14 protein-coding genes are annotated in these 18,268 nt (G+C 62.1%); 9 read left to right on the top strand and 5 right to left on the bottom strand.

Going from position 1 to position 18,268, the window contains the following annotated elements; genetic code table 11:
* Positions 1-70: 70 nt before the first annotated feature.
* The 5 genes from glnE (at position 71) to AC27VO_RS06520 (ending at position 7,765) form a co-directional block, all read left to right on the top strand.
* Positions 71-2,821 (top strand): bifunctional [glutamate--ammonia ligase]-adenylyl-L-tyrosine phosphorylase/[glutamate--ammonia-ligase] adenylyltransferase, encoded by a 2,751-nt coding sequence (gene glnE / locus AC27VO_RS06540; RefSeq protein ID WP_488665901.1) that lies wholly within the window; start codon positions 71-73, stop codon positions 2,819-2,821.
* A gap of 84 nt (positions 2,822-2,905) precedes the next feature.
* Positions 2,906-4,105 (top strand): HD-GYP domain-containing protein, encoded by a 1,200-nt coding sequence (locus tag AC27VO_RS06535; protein WP_488665900.1) that lies wholly within the window; start codon positions 2,906-2,908, stop codon positions 4,103-4,105.
* A gap of 304 nt (positions 4,106-4,409) precedes the next feature.
* Positions 4,410-5,789: an adenylosuccinate lyase gene (purB, locus tag AC27VO_RS06530; RefSeq protein WP_488665899.1), complete on the top strand. Its 1,380-nt coding sequence runs from the start codon at positions 4,410-4,412 to the stop codon at positions 5,787-5,789.
* Positions 5,790-5,938: 149 nt separating this feature from the next.
* On the top strand, positions 5,939-6,499 hold the full coding sequence (locus tag AC27VO_RS06525; RefSeq protein WP_488665898.1) for a YaeQ family protein: 561 nt from the start codon (positions 5,939-5,941) through the stop codon (positions 6,497-6,499).
* Positions 6,500-6,571: 72 nt separating this feature from the next.
* Entirely contained in the window at positions 6,572-7,765 is a 1,194-nt protein-coding gene (locus AC27VO_RS06520; RefSeq protein ID WP_488665897.1) for a phosphoglycerate kinase, read from the top strand.
* A gap of 112 nt (positions 7,766-7,877) precedes the next feature.
* Here the strand turns inward: AC27VO_RS06520 and AC27VO_RS06515 are convergent, their stop codons facing one another.
* Positions 7,878-8,471, bottom strand: coding sequence for an exopolysaccharide biosynthesis protein (locus AC27VO_RS06515; protein WP_488665896.1), 594 nt, complete (start codon positions 8,469-8,471; stop codon positions 7,878-7,880).
* Between the two features lie 74 nt (positions 8,472-8,545).
* Positions 8,546-9,430, bottom strand: a complete 885-nt coding sequence (locus AC27VO_RS06510) for a DMT family transporter (protein WP_488665895.1) — start codon at positions 9,428-9,430, stop codon at positions 8,546-8,548.
* Positions 9,431-9,469: 39 nt separating this feature from the next.
* Here AC27VO_RS06510 and pyrF point away from each other — a divergent pair, with 39 nt between their 5' ends.
* From pyrF to AC27VO_RS06490, 4 genes are all read left to right on the top strand, one after another.
* Positions 9,470-10,300, top strand: coding sequence for an orotidine-5'-phosphate decarboxylase (gene pyrF, locus AC27VO_RS06505; protein ID WP_488665894.1), 831 nt, complete (start codon positions 9,470-9,472; stop codon positions 10,298-10,300).
* A gap of 292 nt (positions 10,301-10,592) precedes the next feature.
* The gene (locus AC27VO_RS06500; protein WP_488665893.1) at positions 10,593-12,266 is read left to right on the top strand and encodes a long-chain-fatty-acid--CoA ligase; all 1,674 of its coding nucleotides are present in this window, start codon (positions 10,593-10,595) and stop codon (positions 12,264-12,266) included.
* A gap of 87 nt (positions 12,267-12,353) precedes the next feature.
* Positions 12,354-13,109 (top strand): 5'-methylthioadenosine/adenosylhomocysteine nucleosidase, encoded by a 756-nt coding sequence (locus AC27VO_RS06495; RefSeq protein WP_488665892.1) that lies wholly within the window; start codon positions 12,354-12,356, stop codon positions 13,107-13,109.
* Between the two features lie 198 nt (positions 13,110-13,307).
* Complete coding sequence (locus tag AC27VO_RS06490; RefSeq protein WP_488665891.1) at positions 13,308-14,789, top strand: M20 family metallopeptidase; 1,482 nt, start codon at positions 13,308-13,310, stop codon at positions 14,787-14,789.
* Positions 14,790-14,895: 106 nt separating this feature from the next.
* On the opposite strand, the gene AC27VO_RS06485 is transcribed toward AC27VO_RS06490, so the two are convergent.
* From AC27VO_RS06485 to AC27VO_RS06475, 3 genes are all read right to left on the bottom strand, one after another.
* Positions 14,896-16,011, bottom strand: a complete 1,116-nt coding sequence (locus AC27VO_RS06485; protein ID WP_488665890.1) for a diguanylate cyclase — start codon at positions 16,009-16,011, stop codon at positions 14,896-14,898.
* Between the two features lie 257 nt (positions 16,012-16,268).
* Positions 16,269-17,000, bottom strand: coding sequence for a 16S rRNA (uracil(1498)-N(3))-methyltransferase (locus AC27VO_RS06480; protein WP_488665889.1), 732 nt, complete (start codon positions 16,998-17,000; stop codon positions 16,269-16,271).
* 100 nt (positions 17,001-17,100) lie between these two features.
* The gene (locus AC27VO_RS06475; protein WP_488665888.1) at positions 17,101-18,198 is read right to left on the bottom strand and encodes an aminoglycoside phosphotransferase family protein; all 1,098 of its coding nucleotides are present in this window, start codon (positions 18,196-18,198) and stop codon (positions 17,101-17,103) included.
* Positions 18,199-18,268: the final 70 nt, after the last annotated feature.

Here is an 18,268-nt window from a genome sequence, read left to right as displayed (position 1 = left end):
TCTGTTCAGGGCATGACACCAAGGGTAACGGCCTCAAGCATCTGTGAACTCGCACCAATCAGTGCCAAGCATGCAGATCGCAGACCATATTCAGACGCCTATTGCGAGCCCAGCGGCCGCTCACTCGCGCTTTTGGCAACGCCTCCATCGCCGTTATGCCGATGTCATGGCAGTGCTGCCGCCAGGCCCACCTGATCGCACCACCATCGCCCACGCTTTGCAGCAACTGCAAACCCAGCATGGTCTGGAGCTGTCCGCGGCGTTGCGCGTGTTGCGCCAACTGGTAATGGAACGCCTGATGGTGCTGGATTGCGCACAAGCCGCTGACTTAGCCACCATCACCCGTGGCGTGACTGCTCTGGCTGAATTGGCGCTGGACCGCGCCTGCACCCATGTGCGCCAGGAATTGGATGCCCGCCACGGAGCCCCCAGCGGCCCTGATGGCGAAGCCGTACCTCTGTGGATCATTGGGATGGGCAAATTTGGCGCTCGCGAGCTCAATGTCTCCAGCGACATTGACCTCATCTACGTGTACGAACAAGAGGGTGAAACACTCGGCCTCGCGGACGGGCGCGGCAAGATCAGCAACCACGAATACTTTGGCAAAGCCGTCAAAGCCATCTACACCCTGATCGGCGATACCACCGAGCACGGCTTTGTGTTTCGCGTGGATCTGGCTTTGCGACCGCACGGCAACTCGGGGCCCGCAGCCATCAGCCTGTCCTCACTCGAGGACTATCTGCAGGTGCATGGCCGCGAGTGGGAGCGCTTTGCCTGGCTCAAAAGCCGCGTCGTCGCCCCCTTCGCGGACGTGCAAGCACCCAATGTACAGGCACTGCGCGCCGTAGTGCTGCCTTTCGTGTTCCGCAAATACCTGGACTACAGCGTCTTTGACTCGTTGCGCACACTGCACCGTCAGATCCGTGAGCATGCGGCGCGCCGCAGCGCGGGCCACCCCGAGCGCGCCAATGACGTGAAACTCTCGCGCGGCGGCATTCGAGAGGTGGAATTCACCGTCCAGCTGCTGCAAGTGGTGCGCGGTGGCCAGTTTCCAGAACTGCGCTGCCGCCCCACCCTGGAGGCGCTGCAACGCCTGGCACGCGCCAACCTCATGCCGCAGGACACGGCCGATCAGCTCGCGCAGGCCTATACCTTTTTGCGCAATGTGGAGCACCGCATCCAGTACCTGGACGATCAGCAAACCCATGTGCTGCCCACACGCGACGACGATCTGGCATGGATTGCCCAGACCATGGGGTGTACTGACATCCGCAGCTTTTTGCTGCAGCTGGATACACACCGCGAGCTGGTGGCCCAGGAATTTGACATTTTGCTGGGCGCCAACCAGGCCGGGCAATGCCAAAGCGGGCTGTGCAACGGTCCGCGCTCGGTCACCGGCGCTGCCAACGCCCCCGATCTGGAAACTTTGATTGAGCAGCTGCCCGCCCAAATGGCCACGCGCATTACCGAGTGGCGCGACAACATCAAAGTGCGCGGCTTGCGCGACGAAGCGCGAGCCCGCTTATTTCGACTGGTACAGCAAACGGCCCAACGTGTGGGCAGCGGCGCTTTGGAAGAAAGTGCCGCCATTCGTTTCATCAACTGGCTGGAGCCTTTGCTGCGGCGCGAAAGCTATTTGGCGCTGCTGCTGGAGCGCCCCTCCGTCCATGAGCGCTTGCTGGATCTTCTGGGGGCCGCCAAGTGGCCCGCACGCTATCTGCAGCAGCACCCCGGCGTGATCGATGAACTGGCCAGCGACCAGCTTTTTACCGAGCGCTTTAACGCCGCTGACTTCGAAAACGAAATGGCGCTGCGGCTAAAAGCCTTGGAAAGCACCGGCGAAGACGACGACGAGAATTTGCTCAATCTGTTGCGCCGTGCCCAGCATGCGGAAACCTTCCGCACCTTGGCCCGCGATGTGGAGGGCGCCATCACTGTCGAGCAGGTGGCCGACGACTTGAGTGCGCTGGCAGACAGTGTCTTGCGCGTCACCGCCCAATGGTGCTGGGCACGCCTGAAACAACGCCACCGTGAAGATCCCCAGTTCGGCATCATTGGCTACGGAAAGCTGGGTGGCAAAGAGCTGGGTTATGGCAGCGATCTGGATATCGTTTTCATCTTTGACGACGACGATGACAACGCGGCCGAGATTTATACCGCCTGGGTGCGCAAGCTGATCAACTGGCTCACCGTCAAAACCGGGGAAGGCGATTTGTACGAAATCGACACCGCCTTGCGCCCCAATGGCAATTCGGGCTTGCTGGTCACCAGCTTCAAGTCCTATGCGGACTACCAGCAGCAACGCGGCAGCAACACGGCATGGACCTGGGAGCACCAGGCCATGACACGGGCGCGCTTTGTGCTGGGTAGCGACGCCCTGCGCCAACGCTTTGATGCCGTGCGCTCTGCCGTCATCACCGCAGAGCGCAATGCGCCGTCGCTCAGGGAAGAAATCGTGAACATGCGGGAGCGAGTGCGCCATGCACACCCGGTACGCAGCGAGCTGTTCGACGTCAAGCACAGCCACGGAGGCATGGTGGACGCGGAGTTTGCCGTGCAATACCTGGTGCTCTCGCAGTCTGGAAAGCACCCAGAGCTGACGGGCAACGTAGGCAATATCGCCTTGCTGCAACGCGCCGAAGCAGCCGGATTGCTGCCAGCGGGCGTGGGGCAGGCAGCCGCAGTGGCCTACCGGGAATTGCGACGCATCCAGCACACATCGCGTCTGGATGAAGGCAATGGTCTGGTCAGCGCCCACCTCATCACCGCCCACCGCGATGCAGTGCTGGCGCTGTGGCAGGCAGTTTTTGCGCAGGAATAACCCCATTTCAAAATTTCCCGGGTCATTCCCGCCGCCAACACGGCCTCAAAATGTAAGAATGTGTTCAACTGCGTTTGAACTCAGATGAACCTCGTTGAACTCAACCTCTCGACCATTCCCTTTGGCCAACCTATCCCTTTCGCGCTGCGCGGCGTAGGCGGAGGCTTGCTGGCCAACAAAGGGCATGTCATCCGCTCTGCAGACGATCTGCGCGTGCTGCTTGCCCGTGGCCAGGTTTTGTATGTTGATACCGACGAGTCGGGGGAAAGCTACCGCGCCTTCTTGTCGCAGATTCAGTCCTTGCTGCTCTCCAACAAGCCCCTGAATCAGATCGCCAACATGACGCTGCAGACCACGGTGGCAGCGGTCAAAGCCCCTACCGACGACGGCCCACCTCCCTGGCGCGAGTGGCAGCTGGGTCTGACTCAGTTGCTGCGCAACCCCGATCCTGCGGACTTTGCCCAGCGTTTTCTGGATTTGTTTTCGGCCCTGAACAACTACCTGCTCAAGAACCCGGACGGGGCTTTGCTGGCGTTGATGCAGATGTCTGCCGAAGAAACCCGCTACTACAGTGCCACGCACTCCATGCTGGCGTCGGTCATCTGCATGACCGTCGCGCGCGAAACCCTGCGCTGGCCCGAGAACCGCGTGCAACCCCTGGGCTGTGCGGCGCTGAGCATGAATATTGGCATGGCCCAGCTGCAAGATGAGCTGGCACAGCAAAGCACTCCGCTTACCCCCCTGCAGGCGCAAGAGGTTGATCAGCACTCGGACGCCTCTGTGAGCATCTTGCGCGCCATGGGTATTGCCGATCCGCTATGGCTGGATGCCGTGCGCACCCACCACCACCGCGCGCCCGGCAAGCTGTCGGAGAAAACGCTGGGCCAGCAAATGGCGCGTTTGATCCAGCGCTCGGACATTTTTGGCGCCCGCATTGCGCCGCGCGTCAACCGCGAGCCCATGTCCGTCACCTCGGCCATGCAGGCCAGCTATTACGACGAGACCAAGTCCATGGATGAGGCTGGCGCAGCGCTGGTCAAGGCGCTGGGCATCTACCCGCCCGGGGCCTGGGTCAAGCTGGCCAGTGAAGAAATTGGCGTGGTGGTGCGCCGCGGTGCCTCCGCGGCCACGCCGCGCGTTGCCGTGCTGCTCAACCGTGCTGGCATGGCTACAGGCGAGCCCATTCCGCGTGACACAGCACAGGCAGCTTGGAAAATTGTCAGCCCTGTCGCACACAAAGAAGTGCGGGTTCGCCTACCGCTGGAGAAATTGCTGGCCCTATGATCATTCGAAACAGCTGCTAACGACTTTCTTGCTAGTTTTTGGGGAACTAACCCCAAACTACAGATTCAGATAGCTCTGTAAGGGTTTGATCCCGGCCAGTTTCAGTGTTGCGAAGCCGACCTTTGTGTTTGTCCGTCTTGGGGTGCATCTCCTCCCTCCCTCTCTTAATTCACTTCAAGACGCTTCGCAGCCTTTTTATTCCCCCCAAGGGCACCGCAAGGTGCCCTTGTTTTTTGCAGCTACCACGTTGCATGTGGATTTTGCGCAGTGCAGCATCCGGCAGGGGCACCTACAATCCCGGGTCATGAGCCTGTCTTCCATCTCCGCCCTTTCTCCGCTTGACGGCCGCTACGCCGCCAAGCTTTCCGCCCTGCGCCCCATCATGAGCGAGCAGGGGTATATGCACCGCCGTGTTCAAGTGGAAATCACTTGGTTCATCGCACTCTCGGACGCCGGCTTTGCCGAATTCGCGCCGCTGAGCGAAGGTGCACGTACTTACTTGCACGGTTTGGTCAGCAACTTCTCCGAAGCTGATGCCGAGGCGATCAAGGAAATTGAGAAGACCACCAACCACGACGTGAAGGCCGTGGAGTACTGGATCAAGGGCAAGTTCGATGGCCGCCCCGAGCTGCAAAAAGCGGCGGAGTTCGTGCACTTTGCCTGCACCAGCGAAGACATCAACAACACCAGCCACGCGCTGCAGATCCGTGTCGGCCGCGACATGGTGGTGCTGCCCGCACTGGACCGCATCGTGCTGAAGCTGCGCGAAATGGCGCACCAGTACGCTGAAGTGCCCATGCTCAGCCGCACCCACGGCCAGACCGCATCCCCCACCACCGTCGGCAAGGAAATTGCCAACGTGCTGGTGCGCCTGCAAAAGGCCGTGGACAACATTGCCAACGTCAAGACGCTGGGCAAGATGAACGGCGCCGTGGGCAACTACAACGCCCACCTGTCGGCCTGGCCTGACTTTGACTGGGAAGCTTTCTCCAAGCAAGTGATCGAGTCGCCCGAACCCCAAGGTCTGGGCCTGACGTTCCAGCCCTACTCGATCCAGATCGAGCCGCACGACTACATGGCCGAGCTGTTCGACGCCGTGGCCCGCGCCAACACCATCCTGGTGGACTTCTCGCGCGACGTCTGGGGCTATGTCTCGCTGGGTTACTTCAAGCAACGCCTGAAGGCCGGTGAAATTGGCTCGTCGACCATGCCGCACAAGGTCAACCCCATCGACTTCGAAAACGCCGAAGGCAATCTGGGCCTGGCCAATGCGATCTTGAAGCACCTGTCCGAGAAGCTACCCGTCAGCCGCTGGCAGCGTGACCTGACCGACTCCACCGTGCTGCGCAACATCGGCGTGGCACTGGGTTACGCCACCCTGGCCTACACCTCGCTGATGACTGGTCTGAACAAGCTGGAGCTGAACGAAGAGCGTCTGGCCGAAGACCTGGACCACGCCTGGGAAGTGCTGGCCGAGCCGATCCAGACCGTGATGCGCCGCTACGGTGTGCAAGGTGCCTACGAGAAGCTCAAGGAAGTGACCCGTGGCAAGACCGTGCACGCCGAAGACCTGCACCGCCTGATCAACGGCCTGGAGATTCCCCAGGCCGACAAGGACCGTCTGCTGGCCATGACCCCTGCGTCGTACATCGGCAAGGCGGCCGAATTGGCCCGCCGCGTGTAAAACGCAAAACCATAGCTGCTAGCGCTTTCCAAACAAGCGCTTCAGCAACAAAGAGCTGCCAATGCGAGGAAATACCTGCTCAGGCAGCTCTTGTTTTTGAACCCTCTTTTTTCAGCCCGCCTGCGGGCACGCTTGCAAAGACACCCGCCATGGCTCTGAAATCCACCGTCTACAAAGTCAATCTGTCGATTGCCGACATTGACCACAACTACTACGCCGACCACAACCTGACCCTGGCGCGCCACCCCAGCGAGACGGACGACCGCATGATGATCCGTCTGGTGGCCCTGGCACTCAACGCCTGGCAGCTGCAGGCGCTGTGCAACGGCGACGGCACCCTGGGCTTTGGCGTGGGCCTGTCCGACCCGGACGATCCAGACGTGCACATCACCGACTACACCGGCCAAAAACGCCTGTGGATCGAAGTCGGCCAGCCCGAAGAAAAACCCATCAACAAGGCCTGCAACAAGTCCGACCACGTGCTGGTCTACCCCTTCAACCACGCCGCCAACGTCTGGTGGAAGGGGCTGGAAGGCAAGGTCAACCGCCAAAGCAAGCTGGAAGTGCTGTACATCGACTCCGACATCGCCCAGCAGCTGGGCAGCCTGGCCGAGCGCAGCATGCAGCTGCAAGCCACCATCCAGGAAGGGCAGCTGACGCTGTCGAGCAACCTGGGCACGGTGTTTGTCGAGCCTGAGCGCTGGAAATAACCCCCGAAAAAGCTGCGCCCTACAATGCGGCCCAGTTTTTCACACTTCTATAAGACTTCAACGGTTGCTGCCATGAACATCATTCGCTTCTCCGACCTGTGCGCCCAAGGCAAAGTCCAGGGCCAGCGCGTTTTTATCCGCGCCGACCTGAACGTACCCCTGAACGATGCTGGCCAGATCACCGAAGACACCCGCGTGCGCGCGTCGGTGCCTGCTATCGAAATGGCTTTGAAGGCCGGTGCTGCCGTGATGGTCACCAGCCACCTGGGCCGCCCCACCGAAGGCGAATTCCAGCCTGCGGACTCGCTGGCCCCCGTCGCCCAGCGCCTGGGTGAACTGCTGGGCCGCGAAGTACCGCTGGTCGCCAACTGGGTGGACGACGTGCAAGTGCCCCCCGGCCAGGTCGTGCTGCTGGAGAACTGCCGCGTGAACGTGGGCGAGAAGAAGAACAAGGAAGAGCTGGCCAAGAAGCTGGCCGCCCTGTGCGACATTTTTGTGCACGATGCCTTTGGCACCGCCCACCGCGCCGAAGGCACGACCTACGGCATCGCCCAGTTTGCACCGATTGCCTGCGCAGGCCCCCTGCTGTCGGCCGAAATTGATGCCATCACCAAGGCCCTGGCCGCCCCTGCGCGCCCTCTGGCGGCCATCGTGGCAGGCTCCAAGGTATCGACCAAGCTGACCATCCTCAAGAGCCTGGCCGACAAGGTCGACCAGCTGATCGTCGGCGGCGGCATTGCCAACACCTTCATGCTGGCTGCTGGTCTGAAGATCGGTAAGAGCCTGGCCGAACCCGACCTGATCGCCGAAGCCAAGGCCGTGATCGACGCCATGGCCGCCCGCGGCGCCGACGTGCCCGTGCCCACCGACGTGGTCTGCGCCAAGGCGTTTGCCCCCGACGCTGTGGCCACCGTGAAGAAGGCCTCCGAGGTGGAAGACGACGACATGATCCTGGACATCGGCCCTGAAACCGCGGCCAAGCTGGCCGAGATGCTGAAGAAGGCCGGCACCATCGTCTGGAACGGTCCCGTGGGCGTGTTTGAGTTTGACCAGTTTGCCAACGGCACCAAGACCATTGCCGCCGCGATTGCCGAATCCAAGGCCTTCAGCATTGCCGGTGGTGGCGACACCCTGGCCGCTATTGCCAAGTACGGCATCGAAGACAAGGTGGGCTATATCTCCACCGGCGGCGGTGCGTTCCTGGAAGTGCTGGAAGGCAAGACCCTGCCCGCGTTCGAGATTTTGCAAAAGCGCGCCAACGGCTGATTCAAAATTTCAGCCTAATTGACCTCTAGCGCTTACAGGTTAAGCGCCAACAGCTATCAAAAAAAAAGCCCGCAGTGCACAACACTGCGGGCTTTTTTGTTCGTCCCGACGTTCAGCCCAGCAGGTAGCTGCCGCCCGTCCACGCCAGATAGCCCAGCACGCTGAAATACGCCACGCTCAGCACCAGACCCACGTAGCCCAGCAGCACAAACAGCCCATCGCGCTGCAGCAGCCCGATGGTGAGCAGCAAAATGCCCACGGCCGGTGCTGTGTTGGAAAACGGAATCGGCCCCAGCGGCGCCATCAGCAGCAGCCCGCCAAAGACCACCGCTGCGCAGTTCAGGCGCAGCATGGTGACCGACGTCAGCCCCATCCAGCGTGGGCGCACCCAGCGATCGATCTTGCCCACAATGCCCACACCCTTGCGCAGCACGGGCACCAGCTTGTGGGCATCCAGCGGCTTGTTCAGAATGCGCTGCGGCAGCCACGGCAACCGGTCCAAAAACAGCGCCGAAGCCAACAACACAATCGCCGCGCCAAACACGGTGGAGACACCGGGAATGGACACCGGAATCAAAAACGGCAAGCTGGACAGTGCGCAGATCAGCAGCATGCCCTGGCGGCCACTGCGCTCCAGCAGCATCTTGAGGGTGATGGTGTCACCGTCTATCTCGTCGATGAGGGTGGTGAGCAGGTGACTGAGCATAGAAAAATCCAGCAATAGTGAGCAACGCAGAGCCCGGTATGAGCGGCACTGCTCCTAAAAGTTGCATGCTTGTGTCAAGCTGCAGGCCGGCTGGGCCACAGCACCGTCGCAATGGCCAGCACCATCAGGCCCACGGCGGTCCAGTCCTGCCAGTGCAGCACCTCACCCAGCCACCAGGCGCCGCTGAGCACGCCCAGTACCGGAATGAACATCACGCTCAGGGTAGAGGCCACCGGGGGCAGGCTGCGTGCCAGCACAAACCACACCACCTGGGCAAAGCCCACCACCAGCAAGCCGTTGAACCAGATGGTGGCCTGCGCCACCGTGTCCGGCATGTGCCACAGGCTGTGCTCGAAGGCGATGGCGGCCACGGACAGCACCAGCGCGGTGACCAGCATCATCCAAAAAGCCATGACCAGCACGGGCAGCGGCATGGCGGCACGGCGCATCATTTGCGTGCCCAGCGCCCAGCACAGGGCGGCGAACAGGATCAGCAATGCGCCAGTGGGGCGGCTGCCCAGTGCGCCAAACTCATGCCACAGCAGCAGCAGCACGCCCAGGAAGGCAGCGGCCACGCCGCTCCATGCCCGGCCACCCAGGCGATCGCGCCAGACCAGGCTGCCGAGCACGGCAGAGAAGATGGGCATGGTGTAGCCCAGAATGGCCGCCCGCCCGCTGGAGACCATGGGGATGGCCACAATCACCAGGCAGTGCCAGATCACCATGTTGAAGAGCGTGAGCTTGCCCAGCATGGGCCACTGAACGCGCGGAACATGCAGCGCCTGGCGCTGCCAGCGCAGCACACACCAGACGACGGCCAGCCCGATCCATATGGCCAGCGCGCGAAAGCTCAGCGGGGGAAAGTGCGTCACCCCCAGCTTCATGATGGGCCAGTTCACCCCCCAAATCAGCGTGAGCAGCACCAGAAGAAGCAGTTGTCGGGGGGTAAATGCGGGCATAAGGCTGTAGATTGTGCCCGCCACCTACAATTGCTGCTCATGACTTTTCTCGACATGCTGCGCGACGCGTCCACGCGCAACAACTCCATGCTTTGCGTGGGACTGGACCCCGAGCCTTCCAAGTTCCCCACTGCCATGCGTGGCGACGCTTCCAAGATCTACGACTTCTGCGCCGCCATTGTCGATGCCACTGCCGATCTGGTGAACAGCTTCAAGCCCCAGATTGCCTACTTTGCCGCGCACCGCGCCGAAGACCAGCTGGAAAAGCTGATGGAACACATGCGCCGCGTCGCGCCCCATGTGCCGGTGATTCTGGATGCCAAGCGCGGCGACATCGGCTCGACCGCCGAGCAGTACGCCAAGGAAGCCTTTGAGCGCTACGGCGCCGATGCCGTGACCCTGTCTCCCTTCATGGGCTTTGACTCGATCACGCCTTACCTGAAGTACGAGGGCAAGGGCGCTTTCCTGCTGTGCCGCACCTCCAACCCCGGCGGCGATGATCTGCAGGCCCAGGTGCTGGCCGATGTGCCCGGACAGCCCCATATGTTTGAACATGTGGCCAAGCTGGCCCAGGGCCCCTGGAACACCAACGGCCAGCTGGGCCTTGTGGTGGGCGCGACCCGCCCCCACGAGATCGAGCGCGTGCGCGCCGTGGCGCCCAGCCTGCCCCTGCTGATTCCCGGTGTCGGTGCCCAGGGCGGTGATGCCGTGGCCACGGTGAAGGCGGCCAAAATAGGCGGCGGCCCCATCATCATCAACTCCTCACGCGCTGTGCTGTACGCATCGCAAGGGGACGACTTTGCCGCGGCAGCCCGCCAGGCGGCGCTGACCACGCGCGATACGCTGAACCAGGCAGCGCTGGCGAACTAAACCGCGCAACCCCCCACTCCAGACCCACACGGCGCAAGCCCTGTGGGTTTTTTCTGGCCTGCGGAACTAGACCCGGATCAAGGCGTGCATCTAAAAACGCACAATCGTTCGTTTTTTTACTCAAAAAGCGTATTTTGAGTCGCTCAACCTAGGGTTTGCACAGGGGCGCTCTGCCGCCCCGCCCACCACAATCCAGCCAAAGGGCACAGACCCTGGGCATGGGGAGGTGTGCCATCTACCGCCATGTCTGTCACTTTCCAGCGTAACAAAGACAATTGAGCGGAGACAAACAATGAGTGAGCGTCCATGGTTGGCGGCCTACCCTGAAGGCGTACCTGCAGACATCGATCCCAGCAGCTATCACTCTCTGGTGGCGCTGATGGAGCAAGCCTTCAAGGCCTATGCCCCACGCTCGGCGTACTCCTATATGGGCAAAGACATCAGCTTTGGGGATGTGGATCAGCAAAGCCAGGCATTTGCTGCTTACTTCCAGTCTTTGGGCATGAAACAAGGTGATCGTGTCGCGATCATGATGCCCAACGTGCCCCAGTACCCCATTGCCGTGGCCGCCATCTTGCGCGCTGGCTTTGTGGTGGTGAACGTCAATCCGCTGTACACCGCACGCGAGCTGGAGCACCAGCTCAAGGACTCTGGCGCCAAGGCCATCGTCATCATTGAGAACTTTGCCCACACGCTGGAGCAATGCATTGCCAACACCCCCGTCGAACACGTGGTGCTGTGCGCCATGGGCGATACGCTGGGCACCCTCAAGGGCTGCCTGGTCAACTACGTGGTGCGCAACGTCAAGAAGATGGTGCCTGCCTACCACTTGCCCAAGGCGGTGCGCTACAAAGACGCGGTGCGCCAAGGCCGCAATGCCACGTTCACCCGCGCAGAAGTCGGCCCCAATGACATCGCTGTGCTGCAATACACCGGTGGCACCACCGGTGTGAGCAAGGGTGCCGTACTGCTGCACCGCAACATCATTGCCAACACCCTGCAGTGCGAAGCCTGGTTCAACCCCGTGCTGAACACCATCCGCAAGCAAGGCGAACAAGTCACCAGCGTGTGTGCGCTGCCGCTGTATCACATCTTCGCCTTCACGGTGAACATGATGCTGGCCATGCACACCGGGGGCAAAAACATCCTGATCCCCAACCCCCGTGACATTGCGGGCACGCTCAAGGAGCTGTCCAAGCACAAGTTCCACAACTTCCCGGCCGTCAATACGCTGTTCAACGGCCTAGCTCACCACCCAGACTTCAACACCGTGGACTGGAGCCACCTGAAAGTCTCCGTCGGTGGCGGCATGGCCGTGCAAGGTGCTGTGGCCAAGCTGTGGCTGGAAAAAACAGGCTGCCCGATTGTGGAAGGCTATGGCCTGTCGGAGACCAGCCCCGTGGTCAGCTGCAACCCCGTCACGGCCAAAGAGTTCACGGGCACGATTGGCATCCCCAATTCGAGCACCTACGTCAAACTGGTGGCTGACAACGGTGAAACGGTGACAGAAATCGGTAAAACCGGCGAAATTGCCGTCAAAGGCCCGCAAGTCATGGCTGGCTACTGGCAACGTCCCGATGAGACCGCCAAGGTCATGACGGCAGACGGCTACTTCCTGACCGGCGACATCGGCACCATGGACGAGCGCAGCTACATCAAGATCGTGGACCGCAAGAAGGACATGGTGCTGGTCAGCGGCTTCAACGTCTACCCGAACGAAGTGGAAGACGTGGTGGCCATGTGCCCCGGCGTGCTGGAGTGCGCGGTGGTGGGCGTGCCCGACGAGAAGACGGGCGAAGCCGTGAAGCTGGTCGTGGTCAAAAAGGACGACAGCCTGACCGAAGAGGTGCTGCGCAAGTTCTGCCGCGAAAACATGACCGGCTACAAGCAGCCGCGCATCATCGAGTTCCGCACCGAACTCCCCAAAACACCCGTGGGGAAAATCCTGCGCCGCGAACTGCGCTGACCCCAGCCCGTACACTGGCGGGCACTGCCTGCACCTGCCAACGGCCCTTCGGGGCCGTTTTTCATGTCTTTTGACGCCTGATCCTTTATGACGCTAGCCATTTTGAGCGCCCTGCCCGAAGAACAGCACGGCCTTGCCCACGCCCTGGAAGATGCACACCAGGTGCAACGCGCCGGGCGACAGTTTGTGCAGGGGCGCTTGCACGGCACCGACGTGGTGCTGGCGCTCAGCGGCATTGGCAAAGTGGCCGCTGCCACGACGACGACCACGCTGATCGAACACTTTAGGGCCCAGCAACTGGTCTTCACCGGCGTGGCTGGTGGCCTGGGCGCCGACGTGCGTGTGGGTGATGTGGTGGTCGCCCAGCAGTTTGTGCAGCACGACATGGATGTGCGTCCCCTGTTCCCGCGCTGGCAGGTGCCCGGCTATGCCCAGCCCAGTTTTGGGTGTGATGCCCACCTGACCGCGCAGCTGTGCCGCGCGGCACAGCACTGCACCCAGATGGCCGCACAGTGGGCCGAGCCTCTGCTGGCGGGCCACCGCCCTGCAGTGCACGCGGGGCTGATCGTCAGCGGTGACCAGTTCATCGTGTCTGCCGCCGTCTCTCAGGCCATCCATGCCGACTTGCAGGCCGCCGGCATGACCGCGCTGGCCGTGGAGATGGAGGGCGCTGCCATCGCCCAGGTGTGTGCCGACTACGGCATCCCTTTTGCCGCAGTGCGCACCATCTCTGACCGGGCCGACGATGCCGCCCACGTGGACTTTCCCGCCTTTGTCCACGCGGTGGCCAGCCGCTATGCCCAGCACATGGTGGAACAGCTGTTGATAGGGCTGCGCGCCTAAACCCACCGGGCAGCGAATCGGGAGCCAATGTCAGCATTGCATTGCTGCATGGCTGTTTCTGCGGACAAAAGGCGGCCTTTTATCGACAGGAGACATATCCCGCCCCGCCCGCTCGGCCTGTGCCGCAGCGGGCTTTTTTGATTGGCGCACAATGCATTGCTATGCGGCCTGTAGCCGCCCTGCTTTCGGAGGTTCGCCATGAACGCACGCATTCCTGCCAACGCCCTCAACACCACCCAGGCGCTGGAGCAAGTCAGCCAGAAGTGGGACAACGACATCGTTGGCCAACTCAAGGACTACATCGCCATTCCCGCCAAATCGCCCATGTTTGCGCCCGACTGGGAGCAGCAAGGCCTGCTGGATACCGTGCTGCGCAATGCGGCCAACTGGGTGGAAGCCCAGAAGGTGGAAGGCCTGAAGCTGGAAATTGTGCGCATGCCTGGCCGCACCCCGGTGCTGTTCTTTGAAGTGGCTGGCACCCAGCCCAACGCCAACAACGCCGACAGCCCTACCGTGCTGATGTATGGCCACCTCGACAAGCAGCCCGAATTTGAAGGCTGGCGCAGCGACCTCGGCCCCTGGACGCCCAAGTACGAAGACGGCAAGCTGTACGGCCGCGGTGGCGCGGACGATGGCTACGCGGTGTACGCCAGCGTGGCCGCCGTGCAGGCGCTGAAAAGCCAGAATGTGATGCACCCGCGCATCGTCGGCATCATTGAAACTGCCGAGGAAAGCGGCTCTGCCGACCTGCTGCCCTATATCGACGCCCTGCGCCCCCGCCTGGGCAAGGTGGAACTGGTGATCTGCCTGGACAGCGGTGCCGGCAACTACGACCAGCTGTGGCTGACCACCAGCCTGCGCGGCATGGCCAGCGGCACGCTGAAGGTGGAAATCCTGACCGAAGGCATTCACTCGGGCGATGCCTCGGGGGTCGTTCCTTCGTCGTTCCGCATCATGCGCCAGGTGCTGGACCGCCTGGAAGACAGCGCCACCGGCCGCATGCTGCCTGCCAGCTTCCACTGCGAAGTGCCCGCTGAACGCCTGGCCCAGGCCAAGGCCACTGCCGCCATCCTGGGTGAGGCAACGTACAAGCGCTTCCCCTGGGCACACCATGACTGCGGCGGCAGCACCCTGGTGGCCCTGCCCACCACCACCGACCCGGTGCAAGCCCTGCTCAAGCGCACCTGGGAGCCCACACTGTCCGTGACCGGGGCTGAAGGCTTTCCGACGCTGCAAAACGCCGGCAATGTGCTGCGCCCCTACACCGCCTTCAAGCTGAGCCTGCGCCTGCCCCCACTGGTGGATGCCGCCACCTGCGTGCAGGAGATGAAACAGCTGCTGGAAGACAACGCGCCCTACCAGGCCAAGGTGACGTGGGAAGGCCTGTCCAGCTCCAGCGGCTGGAATGCGCCAGACATGAGCTCCTGGTTTGAGAACGCCTTGAACCAGGCCAGCCGCGCGCACTTTGGCTCGGATTGCGGCTACATCGGCCAGGGCGGCACGATTCCGCTGATGAACCTGTTGAGCCAGGGCTTCCCCACGGCTCAGATGATGGTCTGCGGCGTGCTTGGCCCCAAGAGCAACGCGCACGGCCCCAACGAGTTCCTGCACGTGCCCTACGCCAAGAAGCTGACCGCAGCGGTGGCCCAGGTGATTGCGGCCATGCCCGTCGCAGCCTGATCGGCCACGCTATCCAAAAAGAAAGCACCTTGCGCAGGTGCTTTCTTTATTTCAGAACGTTTTTGCCTGCAACCCTAGAAATACCAAGCGCGTTCCGCTCACTTTTTTAAAAGAAGTAAGGCCCAGAGGGCTGCCCTTGTACTGCGGCATCCGGCAGGGGCGAAGCCGCCGCCGGTGCCAGCACCGGGCGGGCGCCCCCCACCACCTGGTTGCGGCCCGCGCGTTTGGCGCCGTACAGCGCCTTGTCAGCCCGGTCCAGCGTGAGCTCACAGGCCTCGCCCGCAATATGCTCCGCCAGCCCGATGGATACGGTCATTGCCAGCGCCGGTGGCGCACCGGTGATGACGGCTTTTTCCACCGCCACACGCACACGCTGCAGGGTGAGCAGGGCGCCATCCACATCGGTATCGCTGAGCAGCAACACAAACTCTTCGCCCCCCCAGCGGGCGAGCACGTCCGAGCTGCGAATGTTCTCGCGCACCACGTCAGCAAACGTCTGCAGGGCCAAATCGCCCACCGCGTGGCCGTAGGTGTCGTTGATGCTTTTGAAATGGTCGATATCCATCTGCGCCAGCAGCATGGTGCGCTGGCCGCGCATGCAGCGGCGCTGCTCCAGATGCAGCAGCTCCAGCATGTGGCGGCGGTTGATCAGGCCGGTCAGTGGGTCGCGCGAGGCCAGCTCGCGGTTTTCTTCCAGCGCAATGGCCAGTTCCTGGCGCTGCTTGCGCAAGCGCCCACGCAGCTGGTACAGGCGCAAGCTCAGCAACATGCAGCCCACCAGCATCAGCACCAGCACCAGGGCATAGGCCAGCTCCAAACCCAGCTCGGCGCGTGTATCAAACTCAATGGCAAACAGCACCGCGATAGAGAAGGCACCCAGCGCATACAAAGACACCGCCACGATCTGTTTGGCACGCAGATTGAGGGCCGCAAACAGCATGGTGACGGCCAGCAGTCCCGGCACGATGCCCTTGGCCTCGCCCGCCAGCACATAGGCCACGGCGCTGGAGGTGATGGCCCACAGAATCTGCTGAAACGTCAGCGCCGGATCGCGCCAGGTGAGGCTCCAGCCCAGGCGCACCATGGCCGCCATCACCGCCAGGCCGCCGACGGCAAACACGCACCACAATGCGATGGCTTTCAAAGGGCCGATACCGGCGTAGCCCAGCCATAGCATGATCCCAGCGCTGCCCGACATGAGCAGCACTGCCAACATGGCCATACTGGAGCGAACGCGCAAAACGGGATCGGCGGAAAATAGCCAATCGGTGCTGCGCTGGCAAAAACTAGGCAAGGGAAGTCCTCTGTCTGCGGACGCTGCATTCGGATTCTGTCGTTAGCGCGTCACTTGTAATATTTGGTTACAGCGATTCTGGACAGAGTCTAAAAAACAGTCTTGCGGGTTTGCCCGGGTGAATGTGAACGAGTGTGGATACAGGCGGCTTACACGCGACCGCCCTGCCTAAACGGCGTGTTGTCCTACAAAGTAGACAACACCAGCGCGGCCAGTGGTGCGGTCTCCGCACGCAGCACACGCGGCCCCAGGGTGACAGGCGCAAAACCACTGCTGCGGGCCAGCGCCTCTTCCTGCGCTGTCAACCCGCCTTCGGGCCCAGACAAGAAGAACACCGCCTGCTGGGCAGGCTGGTCGCTCAGCACCTGCGGCAGGGGCTGCGTGCCGTCGGCCAGCGACAGCACCGCACGCAGGCCGTCTGCCGGGGCCTGCTGCACCCACTGCGCGAGGGTAAGCGCTTCATGGATCACCGGTACGCGATTGCGCCCGCACTGCTCGCACGCAGCCACGGCCACGGCCTGCCAGTGCGCACGTTTTTTGTCACCGCGCTCGCCCTTGAGCTTGAGCACGCTGCGCTCAGCCAGCAGGGGGGTGATGCTGGTCACGCCCAGCTCGGCCGCTTTTTCCACCAGCCAGTCCATGCGTTCATTGGCGGTAATGCCCGCCAGCAGGTGCACAGGGCGGGCGTTTTCGCGGTCGACGGCGGCATGGCTGTCCACATGCACCTGCACATCGCTGCGGCCCATGCGCAAGATGGTGGCTTGCCATTCGCCACCGATGCCGTCCTGGCGGCCTTCGAACAAGGTGATGGTGTCGCCCGGCTGCATGCGCAGCACCTGCACATGGCGCGCAGCACCGGGTGGCAGATCGACGTCAATGCCGGCAGCCAGCGGAAGAGGACAGTGGAAACGGGGCATAGCAGCCTCAAAAAAAAGTAGCTGCTAGCGCTTGATAAATCTAAATTTCAAATAGTTTTTTACCTGAAATCAAGCATTGATCTGCGCTAACAGCTATGGTTTACATGCGCCCGTAAGCGTAGCCCACCTGGGCCTGGATGTTTTCGATCTGATCGATCAGGCGCAGCAGCGGCGCCAGCTCGCGGTAGCGGCTGCAGGTGGAGCGCAGGTAATAGATGAAACGCGGCGTATCGGCCAGGTACTTGGGCTTGCCGTCGCGCAGCGTCAGGCGCGCAAAAATGCCGGCCACTTTGAGGTGGCGCTGCAGCCCCATCCACTCGACGGCACGGTAGAACTCACCAAAGTCATCGCCCCAGCCGCTGGCGCTGCGCGCCCCGACCAGGCCAGCTTTCCGGGCTTTTTCCCAGTAACGCACGGTAATGTCGATGACAAAGTCTTCCTCCCAGGTGAGGAAGGCATCGCGCATCAGGCTGGCAATGTCATAAGTGACCGGGCCGTAGACAGCATCCTGAAAGTCCAGAATGGACAGGCCCGCGCCTTCTTGCGCGGGCAGCATCAGGTTGCGCGCCATGAAGTCGCGGTGCACATAGACGCTGGGTGCCGACAGGTTCTGCGCAACGATGGTGTCAAAGGTCTTGGCCAGCACGGCCTGCTGTTTGTCATCCAGCGTCAGCTGGCGATGCTGGACGATGTACCAGTCCGGGAACAGCTGCAGCTCACGGCGCAGCATGGCCTCGTCATACACTGGCAGCACACCTGGCTGGGAGGCCAGTTGCCAGCGCAGCAGCAAATCAGTGGCCTCGCGGTACCAGGGCTCGGCATCGCGCGGCTTTTCAGGGTCCAGCACTTCAATCAGCGTGCGGCTGCCCATGTCGGTCAGCAGCATGAAGCCGTGGGCGGCATCCCAATCCAGCACTTGCGGAACGGGTAAGCCCGCCTGCGCCATCAGGGCCTGCACCTGCACAAAGGGCTGGCAGTTTTCCTTGTCGGGCGGCGCGTCCATGATGATCAGACTGGCGCCACTGTGCGTGTCGACACGCAAGTAACGGCGGAAACTTGCGTCCGCCGACGCCGGGCGTACACTGCCCGGCAGCAACGCATGCTGCTGGGTCAGGCCAAGCAGCCATTGTTCAAACAATGTTTGACGACCGGGGTCGGTCCAAACAACGGTAGATGTGGGGAGGATAGGATCGCTCATGGATAATCCGATTCTACAAATGGCCTGGAACCCCTCCGTGCTTGCCCTCTAATCTCCGCCTTGATTGAAT

The organism is Comamonas sp. 14P8.1.4, assembly GCF_057799285.1.
Note: the sequence above shows the minus strand (reverse complement) of the source record. Positions and strands in the feature narration are given on the sequence as shown.

What these genes read in the sequence shown, in the direction of transcription:
- glnE (WP_488665901.1), top strand. Translation starts at nt 71, where the DNA reads ATGCAGATCGCAGACCATATTCAGACGCCTATTGCGAGCCCAGCGGCC.
- AC27VO_RS06535 (WP_488665900.1), top strand. Translation starts at nt 2,906, where the DNA reads ATGAACCTCGTTGAACTCAACCTCTCGACCATTCCCTTTGGCCAACCT.
- purB (WP_488665899.1), top strand. Translation starts at nt 4,410, where the DNA reads ATGAGCCTGTCTTCCATCTCCGCCCTTTCTCCGCTTGACGGCCGCTAC.
- AC27VO_RS06525 (WP_488665898.1), top strand. Translation starts at nt 5,939, where the DNA reads ATGGCTCTGAAATCCACCGTCTACAAAGTCAATCTGTCGATTGCCGAC.
- AC27VO_RS06520 (WP_488665897.1), top strand. Translation starts at nt 6,572, where the DNA reads ATGAACATCATTCGCTTCTCCGACCTGTGCGCCCAAGGCAAAGTCCAG.
- AC27VO_RS06515 (WP_488665896.1), bottom strand. Translation starts at nt 8,471, where the DNA reads ATGCTCAGTCACCTGCTCACCACCCTCATCGACGAGATAGACGGTGAC.
- AC27VO_RS06510 (WP_488665895.1), bottom strand. Translation starts at nt 9,430, where the DNA reads ATGCCCGCATTTACCCCCCGACAACTGCTTCTTCTGGTGCTGCTCACG.
- pyrF (WP_488665894.1), top strand. Translation starts at nt 9,470, where the DNA reads ATGACTTTTCTCGACATGCTGCGCGACGCGTCCACGCGCAACAACTCC.
- AC27VO_RS06500 (WP_488665893.1), top strand. Translation starts at nt 10,593, where the DNA reads ATGAGTGAGCGTCCATGGTTGGCGGCCTACCCTGAAGGCGTACCTGCA.
- AC27VO_RS06495 (WP_488665892.1), top strand. Translation starts at nt 12,354, where the DNA reads ATGACGCTAGCCATTTTGAGCGCCCTGCCCGAAGAACAGCACGGCCTT.
- AC27VO_RS06490 (WP_488665891.1), top strand. Translation starts at nt 13,308, where the DNA reads ATGAACGCACGCATTCCTGCCAACGCCCTCAACACCACCCAGGCGCTG.
- AC27VO_RS06485 (WP_488665890.1), bottom strand. Translation starts at nt 16,011, where the DNA reads ATGGCCATGTTGGCAGTGCTGCTCATGTCGGGCAGCGCTGGGATCATG.
- AC27VO_RS06480 (WP_488665889.1), bottom strand. Translation starts at nt 17,000, where the DNA reads ATGCCCCGTTTCCACTGTCCTCTTCCGCTGGCTGCCGGCATTGACGTC.
- AC27VO_RS06475 (WP_488665888.1), bottom strand. Translation starts at nt 18,198, where the DNA reads ATGAGCGATCCTATCCTCCCCACATCTACCGTTGTTTGGACCGACCCC.